Origin of the sequence: Geobacillus sp. C56-T3 (assembly GCF_000092445.1) — a bacterium.
GTDB classification, from domain to species: Bacteria; Bacillota; Bacilli; order Bacillales; family Anoxybacillaceae; genus Geobacillus; species Geobacillus thermoleovorans.
This window is the reverse complement of the sequence record NC_014206.1, coordinates 3,180,969-3,198,799: the sequence shown is the minus strand read 5'-3', so window position 1 is coordinate 3,198,799 and position 17,831 is coordinate 3,180,969. Positions and strand designations below refer to the sequence as shown.

18 protein-coding genes are annotated in these 17,831 nt (G+C 52.9%); 14 read left to right on the top strand and 4 right to left on the bottom strand.

The window, feature by feature from the left end:
• Positions 1–57 precede the first annotated feature (57 nt).
• Positions 58–546: a low molecular weight protein-tyrosine-phosphatase gene (locus GC56T3_RS15870; protein ID WP_013146347.1), complete on the top strand. Its 489-nt coding sequence runs from the start codon at positions 58–60 to the stop codon at positions 544–546.
• Between the two features lie 51 nt (positions 547–597).
• Positions 598–1,431, top strand: a complete 834-nt coding sequence (locus GC56T3_RS15865) for a YihY/virulence factor BrkB family protein (protein ID WP_013146346.1) — start codon at positions 598–600, stop codon at positions 1,429–1,431.
• 344 nt (positions 1,432–1,775) lie between these two features.
• Here the strand turns inward: GC56T3_RS15865 and GC56T3_RS15860 are convergent, their stop codons facing one another.
• On the bottom strand, positions 1,776–1,922 hold the full coding sequence (locus tag GC56T3_RS15860; RefSeq protein ID WP_011229925.1) for a BH0509 family protein: 147 nt from the start codon (positions 1,920–1,922) through the stop codon (positions 1,776–1,778).
• Positions 1,923–2,047: 125 nt separating this feature from the next.
• Positions 2,048–3,181, bottom strand: a complete 1,134-nt coding sequence (locus tag GC56T3_RS15855; protein WP_013146345.1) for an MFS transporter — start codon at positions 3,179–3,181, stop codon at positions 2,048–2,050.
• A gap of 146 nt (positions 3,182–3,327) precedes the next feature.
• On the opposite strand from GC56T3_RS15855, the gene cax reads away from it, so the two are divergent.
• Both cax and GC56T3_RS15845 read left to right on the top strand, forming a co-directional pair.
• Complete coding sequence (gene cax / locus GC56T3_RS15850) at positions 3,328–4,380, top strand: calcium/proton exchanger (protein WP_011229927.1); 1,053 nt, start codon at positions 3,328–3,330, stop codon at positions 4,378–4,380.
• Between the two features lie 151 nt (positions 4,381–4,531).
• Positions 4,532–5,320 (top strand): YfkD famly protein, encoded by a 789-nt coding sequence (locus GC56T3_RS15845; RefSeq protein WP_013146344.1) that lies wholly within the window; start codon positions 4,532–4,534, stop codon positions 5,318–5,320.
• A 29-nt stretch (positions 5,321–5,349) separates the two neighbouring features.
• Here GC56T3_RS15845 and yfkAB read toward each other — a convergent pair whose 3' ends face one another.
• The gene (yfkAB, locus tag GC56T3_RS15840) at positions 5,350–6,474 is read right to left on the bottom strand and encodes a radical SAM/CxCxxxxC motif protein YfkAB (protein ID WP_013146343.1); all 1,125 of its coding nucleotides are present in this window, start codon (positions 6,472–6,474) and stop codon (positions 5,350–5,352) included.
• Positions 6,475–6,704: 230 nt separating this feature from the next.
• Between yfkAB and GC56T3_RS15835 the strand changes: the two genes are divergently transcribed.
• From GC56T3_RS15835 to GC56T3_RS15795, 9 genes are all read left to right on the top strand, one after another.
• On the top strand, positions 6,705–8,252 hold the full coding sequence (locus GC56T3_RS15835; RefSeq protein ID WP_013146342.1) for a fumarate hydratase: 1,548 nt from the start codon (positions 6,705–6,707) through the stop codon (positions 8,250–8,252).
• Between the two features lie 180 nt (positions 8,253–8,432).
• Positions 8,433–9,224, top strand: coding sequence for a delta-lactam-biosynthetic de-N-acetylase (pdaA, locus tag GC56T3_RS15830; protein ID WP_013146341.1), 792 nt, complete (start codon positions 8,433–8,435; stop codon positions 9,222–9,224).
• 178 nt (positions 9,225–9,402) lie between these two features.
• Entirely contained in the window at positions 9,403–10,269 is an 867-nt protein-coding gene (locus GC56T3_RS15825) for a DNA-3-methyladenine glycosylase (protein ID WP_013146340.1), read from the top strand.
• Entirely contained in the window at positions 10,266–11,669 is a 1,404-nt protein-coding gene (rlmD, locus tag GC56T3_RS15820; protein ID WP_013146339.1) for a 23S rRNA (uracil(1939)-C(5))-methyltransferase RlmD, read from the top strand. Before GC56T3_RS15825 ends, rlmD begins: the two co-directional genes overlap by 4 nt.
• Positions 11,670–11,936: 267 nt before the next feature.
• Positions 11,937–12,296, top strand: coding sequence for a permease (locus GC56T3_RS15815; protein WP_013146338.1), 360 nt, complete (start codon positions 11,937–11,939; stop codon positions 12,294–12,296).
• A 27-nt stretch (positions 12,297–12,323) separates the two neighbouring features.
• Positions 12,324–12,947, top strand: a complete 624-nt coding sequence (locus GC56T3_RS15810; RefSeq protein WP_013146337.1) for a PspA/IM30 family protein — start codon at positions 12,324–12,326, stop codon at positions 12,945–12,947.
• A 64-nt stretch (positions 12,948–13,011) separates the two neighbouring features.
• Positions 13,012–13,743, top strand: coding sequence for a cell wall-active antibiotics response protein LiaF (gene liaF / locus GC56T3_RS15805; RefSeq protein WP_013146336.1), 732 nt, complete (start codon positions 13,012–13,014; stop codon positions 13,741–13,743).
• The gene (locus GC56T3_RS15800; RefSeq protein WP_013146335.1) at positions 13,740–14,774 is read left to right on the top strand and encodes a sensor histidine kinase; all 1,035 of its coding nucleotides are present in this window, start codon (positions 13,740–13,742) and stop codon (positions 14,772–14,774) included. Before liaF ends, GC56T3_RS15800 begins: the two co-directional genes overlap by 4 nt.
• The gene (locus GC56T3_RS15795; protein ID WP_013146334.1) at positions 14,767–15,399 is read left to right on the top strand and encodes a response regulator transcription factor; all 633 of its coding nucleotides are present in this window, start codon (positions 14,767–14,769) and stop codon (positions 15,397–15,399) included. The genes GC56T3_RS15800 and GC56T3_RS15795 overlap by 8 nt, the downstream gene beginning before the upstream one ends.
• A gap of 192 nt (positions 15,400–15,591) precedes the next feature.
• Here GC56T3_RS15795 and GC56T3_RS15790 read toward each other — a convergent pair whose 3' ends face one another.
• Positions 15,592–15,993 carry a hypothetical protein gene (locus tag GC56T3_RS15790; RefSeq protein ID WP_013146333.1) on the bottom strand — a complete coding sequence of 134 codons (402 nt, stop codon included), beginning with the start codon at positions 15,991–15,993 and terminating at the stop codon, positions 15,592–15,594.
• A 193-nt stretch (positions 15,994–16,186) separates the two neighbouring features.
• Here GC56T3_RS15790 and GC56T3_RS15785 point away from each other — a divergent pair, with 193 nt between their 5' ends.
• Positions 16,187–17,644: a YdiU family protein gene (locus GC56T3_RS15785; protein WP_013146332.1), complete on the top strand. Its 1,458-nt coding sequence runs from the start codon at positions 16,187–16,189 to the stop codon at positions 17,642–17,644.
• Positions 17,645–17,831 lie beyond the last annotated feature (187 nt).

Genomic DNA, 17,831 nt, shown 5'->3' with positions numbered 1-17,831 from the left:
GAAGGAAAACTAACGGTGGAAAGCACCGTGGACATAGAGAGAGGGGTGGCTGTTTGGATGATTAAAGTGCTGTTTGTTTGTCTTGGAAACATTTGTCGCTCGCCGATGGCGGAAGCGGTCTTCCGTCATTTGGTGAAAGAGCGGGGGCTTGACGGTCTGATTGCCGTTGATTCGGCGGGAACAGGCAGCTGGCATGTCGGTGAGCCGCCGCATGTGGGGACAAGAAGGGTTTTGACTGAAAATAAGATCGACTACTCCGGCATCCGCGCCCGGCAAGTGAACCATCGTGACTTGGAAGAATTTGATTACATCATCGCCATGGACGCAGCCAACTTGAACGATTTGCGCCGATTGGCTGGCTCCCGTTCGAAAGCGGTGCTCGCCCGGTTGCTTGACTTTGTTCCCGACCGGGAAAAAGACGATGTGCCTGATCCGTATTATACCGGGAATTTTGCCGAAGTGTATCGCCTCGTCCGCTCAGGGTGCGAGCATTTGCTTGAGAGGATCATCCGCGACCATCGACTTGGTGTGGAGGAAACAAAATGACTTTGAGGGCGGCGCACCCGTCTAGGGAAAAACGGGGAAGGAGGGCAGCCGATGGTCGTAAATTTGGCGTTCATCCGTGAGTTGGTCCGCCGTTTTACGGAAGATGAAATCCCGCGCTTGTCGGCGGAATTGGCGTATTACTTTCTTCTGTCGCTCTTTCCGTTTTTGCTGTTTTTAATGACGCTATTAGCGTATTTGCCGATTCCGCATGAAGATGTGCTTGCGCTCGTGCGGCAATACGCCCCGAAAGAGGCGCTTCACCTCATTGAGACGAACGTTCATCGCCTCATCGATGAGCAAAACGGAGGATTGTTGTCGTTTAGCATCATCGCAGCTATTTGGTCAGCGTCTAATGGCATGAGTGCCATTATGAGGGCATTCAACCGCGCTTATGATGTGCAAGAAGACCGGCCGTTTTGGATCGTACGCGGGCTGTCGATTGTGTTGACGCTCGGCATGATCATGGTCATCATCGTTGCCCTCGTGCTTCCGGTCTTCGGGCGGATAATCGGGCTGTTTTTGTTCTCTGCTCTCGGGTTGTCGCAACAGTTTTTGGAGGTTTGGAACGCGTTTCGTTGGGTGACGAGTTCGCTGTTATTGTTTGCTGTCTTTACTGCCCTTTATTATTTCGCGCCGAACAAACAGCTTCGCTGCGTCAACGTCGTGCGCGGTGCGCTGTTTGCCACCGCCGGCTGGATTGCGGCGTCGCTGGCGTTCGCGTATTATGTCAACAACTTTGCCGATTACACGGCGATGTACGGCAGCCTTGGCGGGATGATCGTGTTGATGGTTTGGTTTTATTTGTCCGGCATGATTCTTGTCTTAGGCGGGGAACTCAACGCCATGTTTGACTGTGAGCGCGAAGGGAAAAGACGGCAGCGTTAGCGTGCATAAACGGTGCCGAGGCGGGATATCGTAACAATGCAAGGGATCTTGGCATAGGGGGGATCAAGATGACGAAACATACGAAAAAAGACGGGGGCACGAAGCAAAAAGGAAAAAACAGACCAAAGCATAAGACGAGTGGCAGCGCCAACGGCCAAAACGGCTATCATTGAAAGAAGCTGTCTCAAAAGGTGGTTCTTCGTTCAACATACCACAACATATTGTAATATTGTGCCCCGGCGGTCGTTTTATGTGTATAGATGGAAATCAAAAAAAGGTGCCCTTCCTTTTTTGAGGGCACCTTTCCTTTCATGCAAACACAGGCACATCGAGCCGCTGCCGCTTTATTCAACGATTTCTTCGTGATGGTGGTAATAGCGCTCATAAATGTATTCAATTTCTGCATCAGTCATATAGGCGAGTTCCTCGCGCGACAATCCCCGCACTTTTTCGATAAACTCGATCATATTTTTCCGTTCCGTTCTGCTCATGATCGCCACTCCTTTATACTGTTTTAAAACAGAAACTTGATATCTTGGTTTTATTATATAACAGAGGGAATAAAATGGTCAACGATTTTTTTTGAAAAAATAAAAAATAAAAAAACAAAAAACGGTCAAGCCGCTGTTTCCTGTTCCCGGCGGCTGACGAGGCAAATGGCCGGAACGAGGAGGACAGCGCTGACCGCAAGGAAAAAGGCGCGACTAGAGAGATCCACCACGCTGCCGGCAAGCGGCGGGCCTGTCATGCTGCCGAGACTGTATAGCATCCCGCACAACAAATTGCCGGCGGGAAGCAGCTCTTTCGGCAACAGGTCGGTCATATAGGCGATGCCGAGAGAGAAGAGCGAACCGGTAAACATGCCAGCGGTGAACAAACAGGCAGCCAACCCAACCGTGGACGCACCGACAGTGAGGGCAATCAAAAAACAACCGGCGCCGGCCAAGAGTGCACCGGTGATGATCTCGCGCCGCCCGAACCGGTCGCTGAGCGCTCCGAGCGGAAGCTGAAAGATGATGCCCCCAAGCGAGAAGCATGGCAAGATGAAGGCGATCTGCTCAGCGCTCATCCGCTCACGCAAGGCGTACAGCGGGAAGATGGAATGAACAGCCGCTTCTAAAAAACCGTACGCAAACGGCAACAAAAGCGCTGGCCATGCCTGTTTCCAAGCGCCAATAAACCGACCGGCCGCCGACGAAGAGCGTTCAAGCGGCTTTGGTTTTTCGTTCGGCAGCCAAAAGACGCCGATCCAACCGGCGAAACTAAGGAGAGCAGCTAAATAAAACGGAAGCGCCTTCTCGACCGAAGCGAGTGAAGCCAACAGCGGGCCGATGGTGAAGCCGAGGCCGAACGCCCACCCATACAGCGACAATCGCCGTCCGCGTTCAGCCGGCGGCGAAAAGTCCGTAATCCACGTTTGTGTCGCAAAATGAAGCATATGATCGCCGATGCCGATGGCAAAGCGAAGAACAAGCCAAAAGAAAAGAGAAGGAAAAAGTGGAAAAAGAATAAGCGAACATATTACAATGAAACCACCAAGGAGAATGAGGAGCCGATAGCCATAGCGTCTCAGCGGCCGTTCCAAAAATGGCGAAATGGTCAAGACACCGATATACAGGGCGGCGGCGTGCGCCCCGTTAACGGACGAAGAGACGCCGTTTTCATCAAGAAGCATCGCCAGAAGCGGCAGCAACATCCCTTGCGACAGACCAGAGACGGCGACAATCCCGGTTAAGATGGCAAAACGCATCGTGCATCCCCATTTCAGTTGAAATCGCCGGCCGATCAAACAAGCGAGGCCGGATGTTTCCCAGGGCGAATGAATGCCCTTATCCATCGTACATAGAAACGGCGGTCAATGCAACGAAAACAATCAAGAGGAAAGGTGGAAGAGAAATGAACAAGGTGTTTGCTTGGATGACATGGATCGGCGTGCCGGTGTCGGTCATCGGCGGGTTTCTTCATTGGCCGACTGTCTTGATGTTTGTGTTGTACTGTTTGACGATCATTGCGCTCGCCAGCTACATGGGGCGAGCGACGGAAAGCTTGGCGATCGTCGCCGGACCGCGCATTGGCGGGCTGTTGAACGCGACGTTTGGCAACGCGGTCGAGCTGATCATTTCCATTTTTGCCTTGCAGGCTGGACTCGTTGACGTCGTGCTCGCTTCCTTAACCGGTTCGGTGCTCGGGAACTTGCTTTTGGTGGCTGGGCTATCATTTTTTGTCGGCGGACTAAAATATAAGCGGCAAGAATTCAACATTTATGATGCTCGTCATAATGCCGGGCTGCTGACTTTTGCCATCTTCATCGCTTTTGTCATTCCGGAAGTGTTTACCATGCATATGAATCACAGCGAACAAGTCGCGTTGAGCGTTGGCATTTCGATCATCATGATCTTGCTTTACGCCGCTGCCCTTTATTTCCGGCTTGTCACCCATCGCGGCGTATATCAGCATAAATCAGAAGAAGTGGAAGAACATGAAGAGCCCGAATGGGGCAAAGGGAAAGCGACCGCCATTTTGGCGCTGGCGACGGTTGCGGTCGCCTATTTATCGGAACGGCTCGTTCACACGTTTGAAACGGTCGCCGAGTCATTCGGCTGGAGCGAGCTGTTTATCGGGATCATCATCGTGGCCATCGTCGGCAATGCGGCGGAGCACGCTTCCGCGGTTATTATGGCGTACAAAAACAAAATGAATGTCGCGGTGGAAATTGCCGTCGGCTCGACATTGCAAATCGCCATGTTCGTTGCGCCGGTGCTTGTGCTCGTTTCGCTTTTGTTTCCGGAAAAAATGCCGCTTGTCTTTTCACTTCCTGAGCTGGTGGCGATGGCTGCTTCCGTCCTTTTGATGATTGTGCTGTCAAATGATGGTGATACGAACTGGTTTGAAGGCGCAACATTGCTCGCTGCCTATACGATCATGGGCATCGGTTTTTACTTGCTGTAAGTGACTGCATCCGGGCGTTCGCCGTCCGGGTGTTTTTTTGCGGGTGCGGGAAGTGGGGCGTCAAACGGGGAAAATTTTCGCCGCCGCGGATAAACGGCGCATTTTGAAAGAAACTAACAGTGAATAACGTGGGAAGAAAGGAGTGAAGACGATGAAAAAGTGGGCTGTTTCGCTGTTTGGGAGCGTGCTTCTTCTTTATGCGGCGGCGTTTTCGGCGCTGGCGGCTGCCGGCAAACCGGCGCCCGGTGCGGTGATTGATATATCGAAGGAAAATACGTATCCGAACCCGACGCAAGATTTGCCGCATTTGGAACCGAGCTCGTTTACAAAACAGCTGTTAAGATCGGCGAATGTGAAAATTGAGAATCCCGAATTGATCCATCTCTTTAATGAATCTTCGGCGACCGACACGCCATGGGCCATTGGCTTCAGGGCGACGATTTATTTAGGCCAATGGCCGCTCAATTACCAGTCGATCGAAACGTCGACGAACTGGGAATATCAAAAGGTCAACACGAATTTCCTTGATAACCGCGGCGGCGATACGGCGCAAAAGTTGTACTATAAACAAGAAATGCAAAAATACGTCCGCGGCGGGTTGACGGTGAAAGTGCCGAATGAAGACGCGGTTAAGCGGATGATGTTAAACAAAGCGATGGAAAAGACGAACTTGCCGCTCTCTTTCAGCACGGTTGTCGGCCTTGGCACGAAAAAAGACCAACCGTACAACGTACCGGCGAAAAAAATAGGTTATTTGTACGCGTACGCTCCGGCGGTGAATGAAAAAGGGAAAGTAACATACGGGGAAGTGTACGTCGTGCTCAAAGGAAACAAAAAGAAAATTGTCGTCAAAAACGTGACGACAAGAGGGGTTGGGGCGTGGATTCCGGTGCAGGATCGCCTGTACATGTCATATGTGGTGAGTGAACAGCCAAGATAAAACGTCAAGGAAAAGCTCCTTGACGTTTTTTATCGGCCAATGCGCGCGGACCGCTTCGTAAAATCGACGCCGCGGTAATACGTCTGCTTCACAAGGACGTTCGGTCCGAGGCATAGTGCCGACGGGCAGTGGCAAAGAAGCTCCCTAGCAAGCTTTGAGCGCCGCCATTTGTCATACACGTCTGGCAGCGAATCGTGAATGATGTTGCCAAGCGGCGGTTCATCACCGAAATCGGTGACGATGACATCGCCGGTGAAAATATTGACATTGAGCCGTGAACGTCCGTCTGGATCGTTGCGCACGGTGACGTTTTTGCTTTCATACAGCCGCTTCAATAGGCGCACATCTTCTTCGTTGTCGCTGCACGGGTAAAACGGCAGCGTGCCAAACAGCATCCAGACGTTTTCGTCGCGAATGTCAAGCAAATGGTGGATCGCTTCGCGCAATTCGTTCAAGCTCAACGTCTCTAAAGCGCTGGCAAAATCGCTCGGATACATCGGATGGATTTCATGGCGCCGACAGCCCATTTCCTCGACAACTTGGCGGTGGATCGCTTCCAAGTGGCGGACGGTCCGTTTGTTTAACATCGTTTCCGCGGATACCATCACGCCGGCATTTGCCAGCGCTTTTGCATTGTCAAGCATGCGCTGGAAGTATTTCTCGCGTTGGGCGCGCGTCGGCTTCCGCTCCATCATGGCAAAACCACCTTCGACAAAGTCGTCGACCGTCCCCCAGTTGTGCGAGATATGGAGCACATCCAAATACGGAATGACTGGTTCATAGCGAGACAAATCCAACGTCAAGTTCGAATTAAGCTGCGTCCGCACCCCGCGCTCGTGCGCGTAGCGGAGAAGGGGAACGACGTATTGTTCGACGGATTTTAATGACAGCATCGGCTCGCCGCCAGTGATGCTTAATGACCGCAAATGCGGAATTTCCTCGAGCCGGCGGAGCAACATATCAAGCGGCAGCGCCTCGGGATCTTTCATTGTCAACGTATAGCCAACAGCACAATGCTCGCAGCGCATATTGCAAAGCGTCGTTGTGGTAAACTCAATATTCGTCAGTTGTAGTTTTCCATATTCTTCAATATCGACGTACGCTTCCCAAGGGTCATACGCCGGCGTAATGGCCGGTATGGTCGATGAACGCATTACTTTCTCCTCTCTCCATGACAAAGTCCTATCGTTCATTATTAGCCGCCTTAGCAGCGCTTGTCAATCGTTTTGGATGTTTTGCATCTACCCCATTCGTATGATGAGGATGGAACAATCATGAGATCGAAAAGAAAGATTTTTTACACAACGCTGGAAAACGGAGTATAATAGGAAAAGATGGGACAACTGCATATGGACGATAAACAGGGGAAGGGGCGTTTGCACAAATGGAAAAATTCCAGCAAAGCATGTATGACTTGATTGTGGAAACATCTACGAAGCTGCCAAAGGATGTCCGTCGAGCGATCGCTCGGGCGAAAGCGCGCGAAAACGCCGGCACGCGGGCGGCCATGGCGCTCAATACGATCGTCGAGAATATTCAGATGGCGGATGAAAACGTGTCTCCCATTTGCCAAGACACCGGCTTGCCGACGTTTAAAATCAAAGTGCCGGTCGGCGTCAACCAAATCGAAATGAAAAAAGCGATCCGGGCCGCCATTGCCGAAGCGACGAAAAACGGCAAACTGCGCCCGAACTCGGTCGATTCGCTCACCGGCAAAAACAGCGGCGACAATTTAGGGGAAGGCGTGCCGGTCATTAAATTCGAACAATGGGAAAACGATTACATTGACGTTCGCCTCATTTTAAAAGGCGGCGGCTGTGAAAACAAAAACATCCAATACAGCCTTCCGTGTGAACTCGAGGGGCTCGGCCGCGCTGGCCGCGATTTGGACGGCATCCGCAAATGCATTTTGCATGCGGTGTACCAAGCGCAAGGGCAAGGATGCAGCGCCGGCTTTATCGGCGTCGGCATCGGCGGCGACCGCTCATCCGGCTATGAGTTGGCGAAAGAGCAGCTGTTCCGTCCGGTTGATGACGTCAACCCGATCGAAGAATTGCGCCAACTCGAAGAATACATTATGGAAAACGCCAACAAACTTGGCATCGGTACGATGGGCTTTGGCGGCGAATCGACGCTGCTTGGCTGTAAAATCGGCGTCATGCACCGCATCCCGGCGAGCTTCTTCGTTTCGGTCGCCTACAACTGCTGGGCGTTCCGGCGCATGGGCGTGAAAATCGATCCGGCGACCGGTGAGATCATCGAATGGCTGTACCAAGACGGCGAAGACGTCGATTTTGCAAAAGAGTTGGAAAAAGCGGAAGCCGCCGCGGCGCTTGAACAAGGCGACACGCGCGTCATCGACCTTGTTCCGCCGCTGTCGGAAGAACAAGTGCGCCAGCTTCGCGTCGGCGACGTCGTCCGCATCAGCGGCGTCATTTACACCGGCCGCGATGCCATTCATAAATATTTGATGGACCATGACGCGCCGGTCGACTTGAACGGGCAAATCATTTATCATTGCGGCCCGGTCATGTTAAAAGATGAAGAAGGCCGCTGGCACGCCAAAGCTGCCGGCCCGACGACAAGCATCCGTGAAGAGCCGTACCAAGGCGACATCATGAAAAAATTCGGCGTCCGTGCTGTCATCGGCAAAGGCGGCATGGGCGCGAAGACGCTGCAAGCGTTAAAAGAACACGGCGGCGTGTATTTGAACGCCATCGGCGGCGCGGCGCAATATTACGCCGATTGCATCAAATCCGTGGAAGGCGTTGATTTGCTGGAGTTTGGCATCCCCGAAGCGATGTGGCATTTGCGCGTCGAAAACTTCACTGCTGTTGTCACGATGGATTCGCACGGCAACAGCTTGCATGAAGATGTGGAAAAATCGTCGCTTGAAAAGCTGGCCCAGTTCAAAGAGCCGGTGTTCAAGTAAGAGGGAGAGCTGAATTTCAAGCACATGGCTATTGGTATTCACAAGCTGATCCCGTTTTCTTCTCTGTCCCCAAAGCGCTCGCTTTTGGGGCTTTTTTTTGCAAAAAATGGCGCGCGTAAAGCGGTCAGGGGTGAAAACAATAAGAAAGAGGAAAAGATGGCGGCCAAGGAGGAACTAGGCATGAGATGGCTCATTTCTCTCGTTTTAGCGCTCGCGCTTTTTCCCGCCCCTGCTTTTGCCATAAGCAATGCGCCGATCCATTGGGGATTGAAGCGAAGCGAAAACCACGAGCCCCCATCGGCGGGAAAAGAGCTCGATGAGCTGCTCGCCAAATATGACGCCTTTTATTTAGGCGACACGAGCGAAAAAACGATCTATTTAACATTTGACAACGGGTATGAAAACGGCTATACGGCGCAAATTTTGGACGTGTTAAAGGAAAAACATGTGCCGGCCGCCTTTTTTGTCACCGGCCATTATTTGCAAACAGCGCCCGATTTAGTCAAACGGATGGCGGCGGAAGGGCATATCATCGGCAACCATTCGTGGCATCATCCCGATTTAACAACTGAAAGCGATGAGCAGGTGCGCGAAGAGCTGGAAAAAGTCAAGGAAAAGACAGAAGAGCTGATCGGACAAAAAGGGATGATGTACCTTCGCCCGCCGCGCGGCATTTTCAGCGAGCGGACGTTATCTCTCGCCCGCGACCTTGGCTATTATCACGTCTTTTGGTCGCTGGCGTTCGTTGACTGGCAAACCGACCGCCAGCGCGGCTGGCAATATGCTTACGACCAAATCATGAAACAAATCCATCCGGGGGCGATTTTGCTGTTGCATTCCGTGTCCAAAGACAACGCCGAAGCATTGCCGAACGTGATCGACGACTTGCGCAAACAAGGGTACACGTTCGCCAGCCTTGATGACCTTATGGCCAAAAAGACCGGCCTTCATCCGTGGCTGTTTCGCCCATAAGCCGCTTTCATCACTTGAGCACAAAAGCGGTACGAAACGTTGTGTGTTGGACCATTCGAAAACCCGCCTCGTTCTGTCAACCGAACCATATGCCGCTGCCTCGTCCTGCCAACAAGTTGGTTCGACGGGGCGTTTTTCGTTATAATAGGGGCACGGACAAATGAGAAAGGTGAGAACGATGTGGAAACGAACGATCACTGTGCCGGCGCCGTATGATTTCGCCCACGCGCTTGAACGGCTTGCATTGGATCCGCTCCTGGCGGTCGATTTAGAGCGGCGGCGCATCACCGTGCCGCTTCATCTCGATGGTTTAAAGGTGCCGGTCGTGATTGAAAGCATCGGCACAAAAGACGATCCTCGCTTTGTCGTCTCGGCGCCGCATCCCAAGCGGCAGGAAGACATCATCGAGCGCGTCTCTCATTTATTTCAATGGCGGACGCCGCTCGTTCTGGTGTATGATCATTTTCGCGCGACCGAGCTGGCGCCGCTGTTTGCCGAGTATGAGGGGCTGCCGCTTGTGCTCGATTTTGACTTGTATTTTTGCCTAATGAAATGTTTGATCCACCAGCAGCTTCATCTTAAAGTCGGTTACCGGCTCACAGAGCGGTTTGTGAAAGCGTTTGGCGAGGAGCGGGACGGTGTTTGGTTTTACCCGCGCCCGGAAGAAGTGGCCGCCCGTTCGTACGATGACTTGCGCGCCTTGCAGCTGAGCGGGCGGAAAGCCGAATATATCGTCGATGTGTCGCGCCTCATTGCCGAGGGGAAGCTGCGGCTTGATGAACTCGAGCAGATGGAAGACGGCGAGGTGATGGAGAAGCTGACCGCCGTGCGCGGCATCGGTCCGTGGACCGTGCAAAATTTCCTCCTCTTCGGCCTCGGCCGTCCGAACGTCTTTCCGCCGGCGGATATCGGTTTGCAGCGGGCGGTCGAAAAATGGTTCGGTCTTCCGAAGCGGCCGACCACAAAAGAGATGGCGGCGCTTAGCGAGCGGTGGAAGCCGTACGCCAGCTATGCGGCGCTTTATTTATGGAGAAGTATCGAATGAGAGGGACCGATATGGCAAAGCAACAAATGAACATCAAAATCAAAAAAGGCGAGCAATTTCCGGTGAAGATTCAACGGATCGGCATTAACGGCGAAGGGGTCGGTTATTTCCAAAAACAAGTCGTCTTCGTCCCCGGTGCGTTGCCGGGGGAAGAAGTCATCGTTGAGGCGACGGACATCCACCCAACCTACGCCGAGGCGAAAATCAAGCGCATCCGCAAGCGCTCGCCAAACCGCATCAAGCCGCCATGCCCGCTCTATGACCAGTGCGGCGGCTGCCAGTTGCAGCACTTATCGTACGAGGCGCAGCTCGAGGCGAAGCGCGACATTGTCATCCAGGCGCTCCGCCGCCATGCCCGGCGCCTCGATGTCGACAAGCTTGACATCCGCCCGACGATCGGCATGGACAACCCGTGGCATTACCGAAACAAAAGCCAGTTTCAAGTTGGAATGAAGGAAGGGAAGGTGCTCGCCGGGCTGTACGGCATCAACTCCCACCGGCTCATCGATTTATCGGAATGCCGCGTCCAGCATCCGCAAACGACGCGCGTCACGAACATTGTGAAAACGATTTTGCAAGACTTGCGCATCCCGATTTACAACGAGCGGACAAGAACGGGCGTCGTGCGGACGATCGTCGTCCGCGTTGGCTTCCATACGGGCGACATCCAGCTTGTGCTGGTGACGGCGACAAAAGACATCCCCCGCAAACAGCTGCTCATTGACGAAATTCGCCGCCGTCTTCCAGAAGTGAAATCGATCGTGCAAAACATCAACGGCGAAAAAACGTCGCTTATTTTCGGCGACGAGACAGAAGTGCTCGCCGGCGACGAATATATTCAAGAAACGCTCGGCGATTTGTCGTTTGAACTGTCGTCGCGTGCCTTTTTCCAGCTCAACCCGTTGCAGACGGTGAAATTGTACGACGAAGTGAAAAAAGCGGCCGCCCTCACCGGAACGGAGCGGATCGTTGACGCTTACTGCGGCGTCGGCACGATCGGTTTGTGGCTTGCTCGCGATGCCAAAGAAGTGCGCGGCATGGACACGATTCCGGAAGCGATCGAAGACGCGCAAAACAACGCCAAAAAGCATGGTTTCACCAACACGCACTATGTCGTCGGCAAAGCCGAATATTGGCTGCCAAAATGGGTGAAAGGAGGCTGGAAGCCGGACGTCATCATCGTCGACCCGCCCCGCGTCGGCTGCGACCGGGCGTTGCTTGAAACGATTCTCCACGTCCGCCCGAAAACGGTCGTCTACGTCTCGTGCAACCCATCCAGCCTCGCCCGCGATCTCGATGCCTTGGCCGCACAATACCGCGTCGACTACATCCAGCCGGTGGACATGTTTCCGCACACGGCGCATGTGGAGTGTGTGGCGAAGGTTCGGTTGGAATTGTAAACACCAAATAAGCTCGTTCTATTGCAAAAATAACCGTTCATAATGAGAGAAAGAAAGTCGGGTATTATTCAATCCATTTTAAAACAAGGGATTAAGCGCTATGATAAAGCGCTAGAAACGACAGTCATGTCAACATGGCTGTCAGTTTTATTTTTAAGGCCTTGTAAAATGAAAAATACGCCTCCAGTCGTAGACAAAATATATCTATGGAACATGATGAGAAACGGATTGTCCGCGGTATGATGGAAAACGAAAGGAGGCGAAAGGATGGCAAAAAAGATCGTGCTGTTCGTTGCCGGCGCGGTGGCGTTGCTTGTGCTGCTGTTTCATCTTGGGCCGCTTGTCGGGTTGGCAATCACGCTGGCGGTGCTGTACTATGCGTTCAAGAAATGGTTGAAAGCCCCGTCGACATTCGGGAAAGTGGTGTGGGCGCTCATTGGCTGTGCGGCGTTGGTGGCCAGCGCTTCGAATGTGCCAGCGCTCATCGCGCTTGTCCCGGCGTATGTGCTGTATGTCGTGTATAAAAAATGGAACGGGGTGAAAGACGAGCGCGTCGTTCCAGAAGCAGATGACCCGTTTGTCAACTTTGAAAAACAATGGGCGGAGCTGCAAAAGCATTATTCATGAAATCAATGGAAAAGGAGCGAATCGATGATGAGTGTGTTCTCACGCTTGAAAACGATCATTGAAGCCGATCTCCATGAATGGCTTGACGAAAAAGAAAAGAAAAACCCGATCGCGCTTCTCAATCACTATTTGCGCCAATGTGAACAGGAAGTCGAGCGGGTGCGGCAGCTGCTCGAGCGCCAATATGTGCTGAAAGAGCAATTTGCCCGCGAACATCGCGAAGCCGAACAGATGGCGGAAAAACGAAGCAAGCAGGCGGAGGTGGCGGCGCAAGCCGGGGAAATGGAGCTGGCCGAATTTGCGCGGCGTGAACAAGCGCAATATGCGGAACGCGCGGCCCGCTTAAAACAGCTGCTCGAGCAAACGAGCCGCGAGCTGTTTGAGTTAGAAGCGAAATATGAAGAAATGAAGCATAAGCTGAAAGATATGCAAATGCGGCGCATGGAGCTGATGGGGCGGGAGAATGCGGCTCGGGCGCACTACCGCATCCATCGGGTGGTCAACGGGGACACCGGCCCGGCGTTGGCGGCGTTTGCTGATGCGGAAGTCTACCTTGACCGCCTTGAGCAGCAAGTTCGCTCCGATTATTACCGAAGCACGATCGATGCGCGCATCGCTCAGCTGGAAAAGCAGTTGCAGGAAGGAAAATAACCGGATATGCTAAAGGCGTACATGGTTACGCCTTTTTCATTTTGGACAACAGGGGGCTCCCCACATGCTTGATCAACGGAAGAAAACTGACTATGTCAGTTGGGTTGTTTTGGTGACACTGCTCCTTTTTGCAATCGAAATTTCGTTTTTTCGCCCGGGCGTGCTGTTTTCGTTAAGTATATCGGTCTGTTTGATTTATGTTGGAAGGAAAAAATGGCATCGGCGGAAAGGAAAATGGCTGTTTTGGCTTGGCTGCATCATGTTGGCCATTCATGTGTTAACGATGATGGCCGCTCGTTTTGTCATGGTCGCGCTGTTGGGTTATGCCCTTTGGCAATTGTTTCAGTCGAAGCGGCATCCGACGGTGATCCGCCCGACTATGGCTGAGAACTCGTATGGGGGAGAGGAAATCGTGCGCCGTCAACCGCTGTTTCAAAATGTATGGGTTGGCCGGCAAGCGACCCCAGAACGGGCGTATGAGTGGAATGATGTCAATATCCAAACGGGGATCGGGGATACGGTCATTGATGTCAGCTATACTGTGCTTCCGAAAGGGGAAGCGGTCATTATCGTGAGAGGGTTGATCGGCAACATTCGAATTCTCGTTCCGTACGAAATTGAAACACGGCTCGTTCATTCCGCCATTTTCGGTGTTGCCTCGCTGTTTGGCAAGGAACAGGAAAAAATGTTCAACGAGACGCTCATTTATCAAACTTCTTCGTATGATCAAGCGGAGCAAAAGCTAAAAATCGTCACCTCGATGATCATTGGCAATGTCGAGGTGACACGCGTATGAGCCGACCGATGCTCGCTTCTGTTTTGCTTGCGCTTGCGCTTGCTGTGGCGTTGCTCATTTCCTTTCTCTATTTCCTTCCGCCTGGAATGTGGTCGTCTTTGTGGGATCAAACTGTGATGGGGTTGCCGTTTTTGTTGTTTGTGTTCGCTGTAAGCCTGTGTATGGGGATTGCTGTTGGACTTATGCTTGATTCCTTCTTTCGCAAGCAATGGCAAGCGGTTGTGCAGGCGCTTCGGCACATTGAACAAGGAGAGATGGGGGAGTTGCATCGGGAAGAGCCGCCGCCGGAACTGCAAGAGCTTTGGCGGCAAATCGTGAAGCTGCAAACGCAATGGCTCGAGCAAACGAAACGCGTTCAAAAATTGGCGGCGGAAAAGGCCGAACAGGAAGAACGACTCGTTGAACGCATTCTTTCCGAAGAACGCACGCGGCTGGCGCGGGAACTGCATGATTCCGTAAGCCAACAATTGTTCGCCGCTTCGATGATGATGTCAGCCGTCATGGAAACGATGCCGCCCGATGATGAACGCCATCGGAAGCAACTGAAAATGGTCGAACAAATGATTCACCAGTCGCAATTGGAAATGCGGGCGCTGCTTCTGCACTTGCGGCCGGTGCATCTGAAAGGAAAATCGCTCCAAGAAGGGATGAACGAACTGCTTACTGAACTGGCGGGTAAAGTGCCGCTCGAGATGAAATGGAAAATCGAAGACATTTCGCTGGATAAAGGAGTCGAGGACCATCTGTTCCGCATTTTGCAAGAGTCGCTTTCCAACACGCTGCGCCATGCGAAAGCGAAGTCGTTGGAAGTATTGCTCATCGAACGGGACGGGTTTGCCATTTTGCGCGTCACCGACGATGGCGTTGGCTTTGATGTGGAACGTTCGAAAAGCGGCTCGTACGGGTTGCAGCACATGTATGAGCGGGCGGCGGAAATCGGTGGGATGTTGAAAATTGTCAGCTTAAAAGGTCAAGGAACGAGGTTGGAAGTGAAAGTGCCGCTTTTGCACAGGGGGGATGACCGTGATTAAGGTGCTGCTGGTCGATGATCATGAAATGGTGCGGCTTGGCGTGTCGGCGTATTTATCCGCCCAACCAGATATGGAGGTGATTGGCGAGGCGGAAGATGGTAAAAAAGGGGTGGAGCTCGCCCTCCAGTTGCGTCCGGATGTCATTTTAATGGACCTCGTGATGGAACCGATGGACGGCATTGCGGCGACGCGCGAAATCATCGGCGCGTGGCCGGAGGCGAAAATCATTGTCGTGACGAGTTTTTTGGATGATGAAAACGTGTTTGCCGCGCTTGAAGCAGGGGCGACGAGCTATTTATTGAAAACATCGAAAGCGAGCGAAATTGCCGACGCCATTCGCGCCACGTTCCACGGGCAGTCGGTGTTCGAACCGGAAGTGGCCGGAAAAGTGATGCGAAACTATCGGAAACAAGAAGAGCGCCTGCCGCATGAGCAGCTCACGAGCCGGGAGATGGAAGTGCTTTTGTTGATGGCGCAAGGGAAAACGAATCAAGAAATGGCCGATGAATTGTTCATTTCACTTAAAACGGTGAAAGTGCATGTAAGCAACATCCTCGCCAAACTCGGCGTCCAAGACCGGACGCAAGCGGTTATTTATGCGTTTCGGCATGGATTGGTGAAATGAAGAGCGTGTGAGTGGCACAAGCGCTATGCATTGAGAGTATGCTATGTCGAACGCGATTCATTTTTTGATAGGGAGTAGGTGTTCTGTGAACACCAAAACCGCTCCGTTTCATCAAGATGAACATGGAAGATGAAACGGAAGCGGTTTTTGACGTGCGGTGGACAGGGAAAATGGCTGGCTAACTGAGAGGGGTTACGCTTGCTTGGTCAGTTGGCGAAGTTTTCGGTCGTGGTGGAGCACTTTTGTTGTCAACACTTCGACCGAGGCTTGAGTATCTGTTAATTCTTCTTCAAGGTGGTCGATTCGTTCGTTCAGTTGTCCGTTCATCTGTTGCATTTCCTCACGAAGGGAGTCGATTTTGGCCTCAAGCCGAGTCTCAACAGCACGGATTTCTGCCCGGAGCTGTTGCCCCATTTCTTGCATCTCGCTGCGGAGTCGTTGCTCCATTGTTTGCATTTCATGGTGAAGTCGCTGTTCCATCGTTTGCATTTCATGATGCAGTCGTTGCTCCATTTCCTGCATTTTCGAGCTAATTTTGTCAGAATGCTGTTCGAGCGCTTGAAGCACCGCTTGAATGATTGTTTTCTCTTCCACTTTTTCTCACCTCCTCACAGGTATTATACAAAGAAACGGGGCGAGAAAGAAAGAGAAAATATGGTGGTTTTCGTCGAACGTTGACGGTTCGGTTTTTGGTTTAGGATCGCGCGTTTTCGGTTTATCATGCCGCCCGCTTTGCCGTACAATAAACTCATATAAAAAGGCTGTTTTGGCCGCAAAGGAGATGACGATGTTGGACGCAGGATGGAAGTTCGACAACAGTTATGCAAGGCTGCCGGAGCGCTTTTTCAGCAAAGTCCTCCCCACGCCGGTGCGCGCGCCGAAGCTGGCGGTGCTCAATCGTTCGTTGGCAGTCAAGCTTGGGTTGAATGAGGAAGCGCTGCGAAGTGAAGATGGGGTGGTCGTGTTAGCTGGGAACAAAATTCCAGACGGAGCTGAGCCGCTGGCGCAGGCGTATGCGGGGCATCAGTTCGGTTATTTTACGATGCTTGGCGACGGACGGGCGGTGCTGCTTGGCGAGCACGTCACCCCAAGCGGCGAGCGGGTGGACATCCAGCTGAAAGGCTCGGGCCGGACGCCGTATTCGCGCGGCGGCGATGGGCGGGCGGCGCTTGGGCCGATGCTGAGGGAGTACATTGTGAGCGAGGCGATGCACGCGCTTGGCATCCCGACAACGCGAAGTCTTGCGGTCGTCACCACGGGAGAGACGATTATGCGCGAAACGGAATTGCCTGGGGCGGTGTTGACCCGTGTCGCCTCGAGCCATCTGCGCGTCGGGACGTTTCAATATGCGGCGCAATGGGGGACGATAGAGGAGTTGCGCGATCTGGCCGATTATGCGCTCTGGCGCCATTTTCCTGGCTTTGAGGAAGCTGAGAACCGCTATTTGTTTTTGCTTGAACAAGTGATCGAACGCCAAGCGGAACTGATCGCGAAATGGCAGCTTGTCGGCTTTGTCCACGGGGTGATGAACACGGACAATATGACGATCAGCGGGGAAACGATCGACTATGGGCCGTGCGCGTTTATGGACACATACAGCCTGGAGACGGTGTTCAGTTCGATTGATACGGAAGGGCGGTATGCGTACGGAAACCAGCCGTACATCGGGGGCTGGAATTTGGCAAGGTTTGCGGAAAGCTTGTTGCCGTTGCTTGATGAGAATGAAGAAAAAGCGATCGCGCTTGCCCAAGGGGCGCTTGATGAGTATCCGAAGCAATACCACGACCATTGGCTTAGCGGGATGCGGGCGAAGCTCGGCCTTGCCGAGGAGCAGGAAGGGGATCAGAAGCTGATTGCGGATTTATTGCGGCTGATGGAGGCGCACCGCGCTGATTATACGAACACGTTCCGGGCGTTGACGTTAGGCGAATATACGGGGATGGCGCTGTTTGATTCCGCTGAGTTCCGAGAGTGGCATGAGCGCTGGCAGACAAGGCTCAGCCAAGAATCGGTGTCAAGAGAGGAAGCGTATGAACAGATGCGCCGCCATAATCCGGCTGTGATTCCACGCAACCACCGGGTTGAAGAGGCGTTGGCCGCCGCGGTCAACTGCGGCGACTACAGCGTGATGGAGCGTTTCTTGGAAGCGCTGGCCGACCCGTACGCCTACTCGCGGGAGCAAGAGAAATACGCGGAACTGCCCCCGCCGTCCGCCCGCCCGTACCGGACGTTTTGCGGGACATGATGATGGCGTTTTCGTTTAGCGGCAAAGGAGAAACGAATCACCTCTTGCATCGTCTAATTTGGATAGAGATGAAAGATCGTTAAGCAGCAGGCGGCTCGCCCTAAGAATAGGCGGGCCGCTGTTTTTGCTGGTGATGGATGAAGGGGATCGGTTTGCGGTACAATCAAAATGGTGCATAGGGGTCGTT

Coding starts and splice junctions, on each gene's coding strand:
- GC56T3_RS15870 (WP_013146347.1), top strand. CDS start 58: ATGATTAAAGTGCTGTTTGTTTGTCTTGGAAACATTTGTCGCTCGCCG.
- GC56T3_RS15865 (WP_013146346.1), top strand. CDS start 598: ATGGTCGTAAATTTGGCGTTCATCCGTGAGTTGGTCCGCCGTTTTACG.
- GC56T3_RS15860 (WP_011229925.1), bottom strand. CDS start 1,922: ATGAGCAGAACGGAACGGAAAAATATGATCGAGTTTATCGAAAAAGTG.
- GC56T3_RS15855 (WP_013146345.1), bottom strand. CDS start 3,181: ATGCGTTTTGCCATCTTAACCGGGATTGTCGCCGTCTCTGGTCTGTCG.
- cax (WP_011229927.1), top strand. CDS start 3,328: ATGAACAAGGTGTTTGCTTGGATGACATGGATCGGCGTGCCGGTGTCG.
- GC56T3_RS15845 (WP_013146344.1), top strand. CDS start 4,532: ATGAAAAAGTGGGCTGTTTCGCTGTTTGGGAGCGTGCTTCTTCTTTAT.
- yfkAB (WP_013146343.1), bottom strand. CDS start 6,474: ATGCGTTCATCGACCATACCGGCCATTACGCCGGCGTATGACCCTTGG.
- GC56T3_RS15835 (WP_013146342.1), top strand. CDS start 6,705: ATGGAAAAATTCCAGCAAAGCATGTATGACTTGATTGTGGAAACATCT.
- pdaA (WP_013146341.1), top strand. CDS start 8,433: ATGAGATGGCTCATTTCTCTCGTTTTAGCGCTCGCGCTTTTTCCCGCC.
- GC56T3_RS15825 (WP_013146340.1), top strand. CDS start 9,403: ATGTGGAAACGAACGATCACTGTGCCGGCGCCGTATGATTTCGCCCAC.
- rlmD (WP_013146339.1), top strand. CDS start 10,266: ATGAGAGGGACCGATATGGCAAAGCAACAAATGAACATCAAAATCAAA.
- GC56T3_RS15815 (WP_013146338.1), top strand. CDS start 11,937: ATGGCAAAAAAGATCGTGCTGTTCGTTGCCGGCGCGGTGGCGTTGCTT.
- GC56T3_RS15810 (WP_013146337.1), top strand. CDS start 12,324: ATGAGTGTGTTCTCACGCTTGAAAACGATCATTGAAGCCGATCTCCAT.
- liaF (WP_013146336.1), top strand. CDS start 13,012: ATGCTTGATCAACGGAAGAAAACTGACTATGTCAGTTGGGTTGTTTTG.
- GC56T3_RS15800 (WP_013146335.1), top strand. CDS start 13,740: ATGAGCCGACCGATGCTCGCTTCTGTTTTGCTTGCGCTTGCGCTTGCT.
- GC56T3_RS15785 (WP_013146332.1), top strand. CDS start 16,187: ATGTTGGACGCAGGATGGAAGTTCGACAACAGTTATGCAAGGCTGCCG.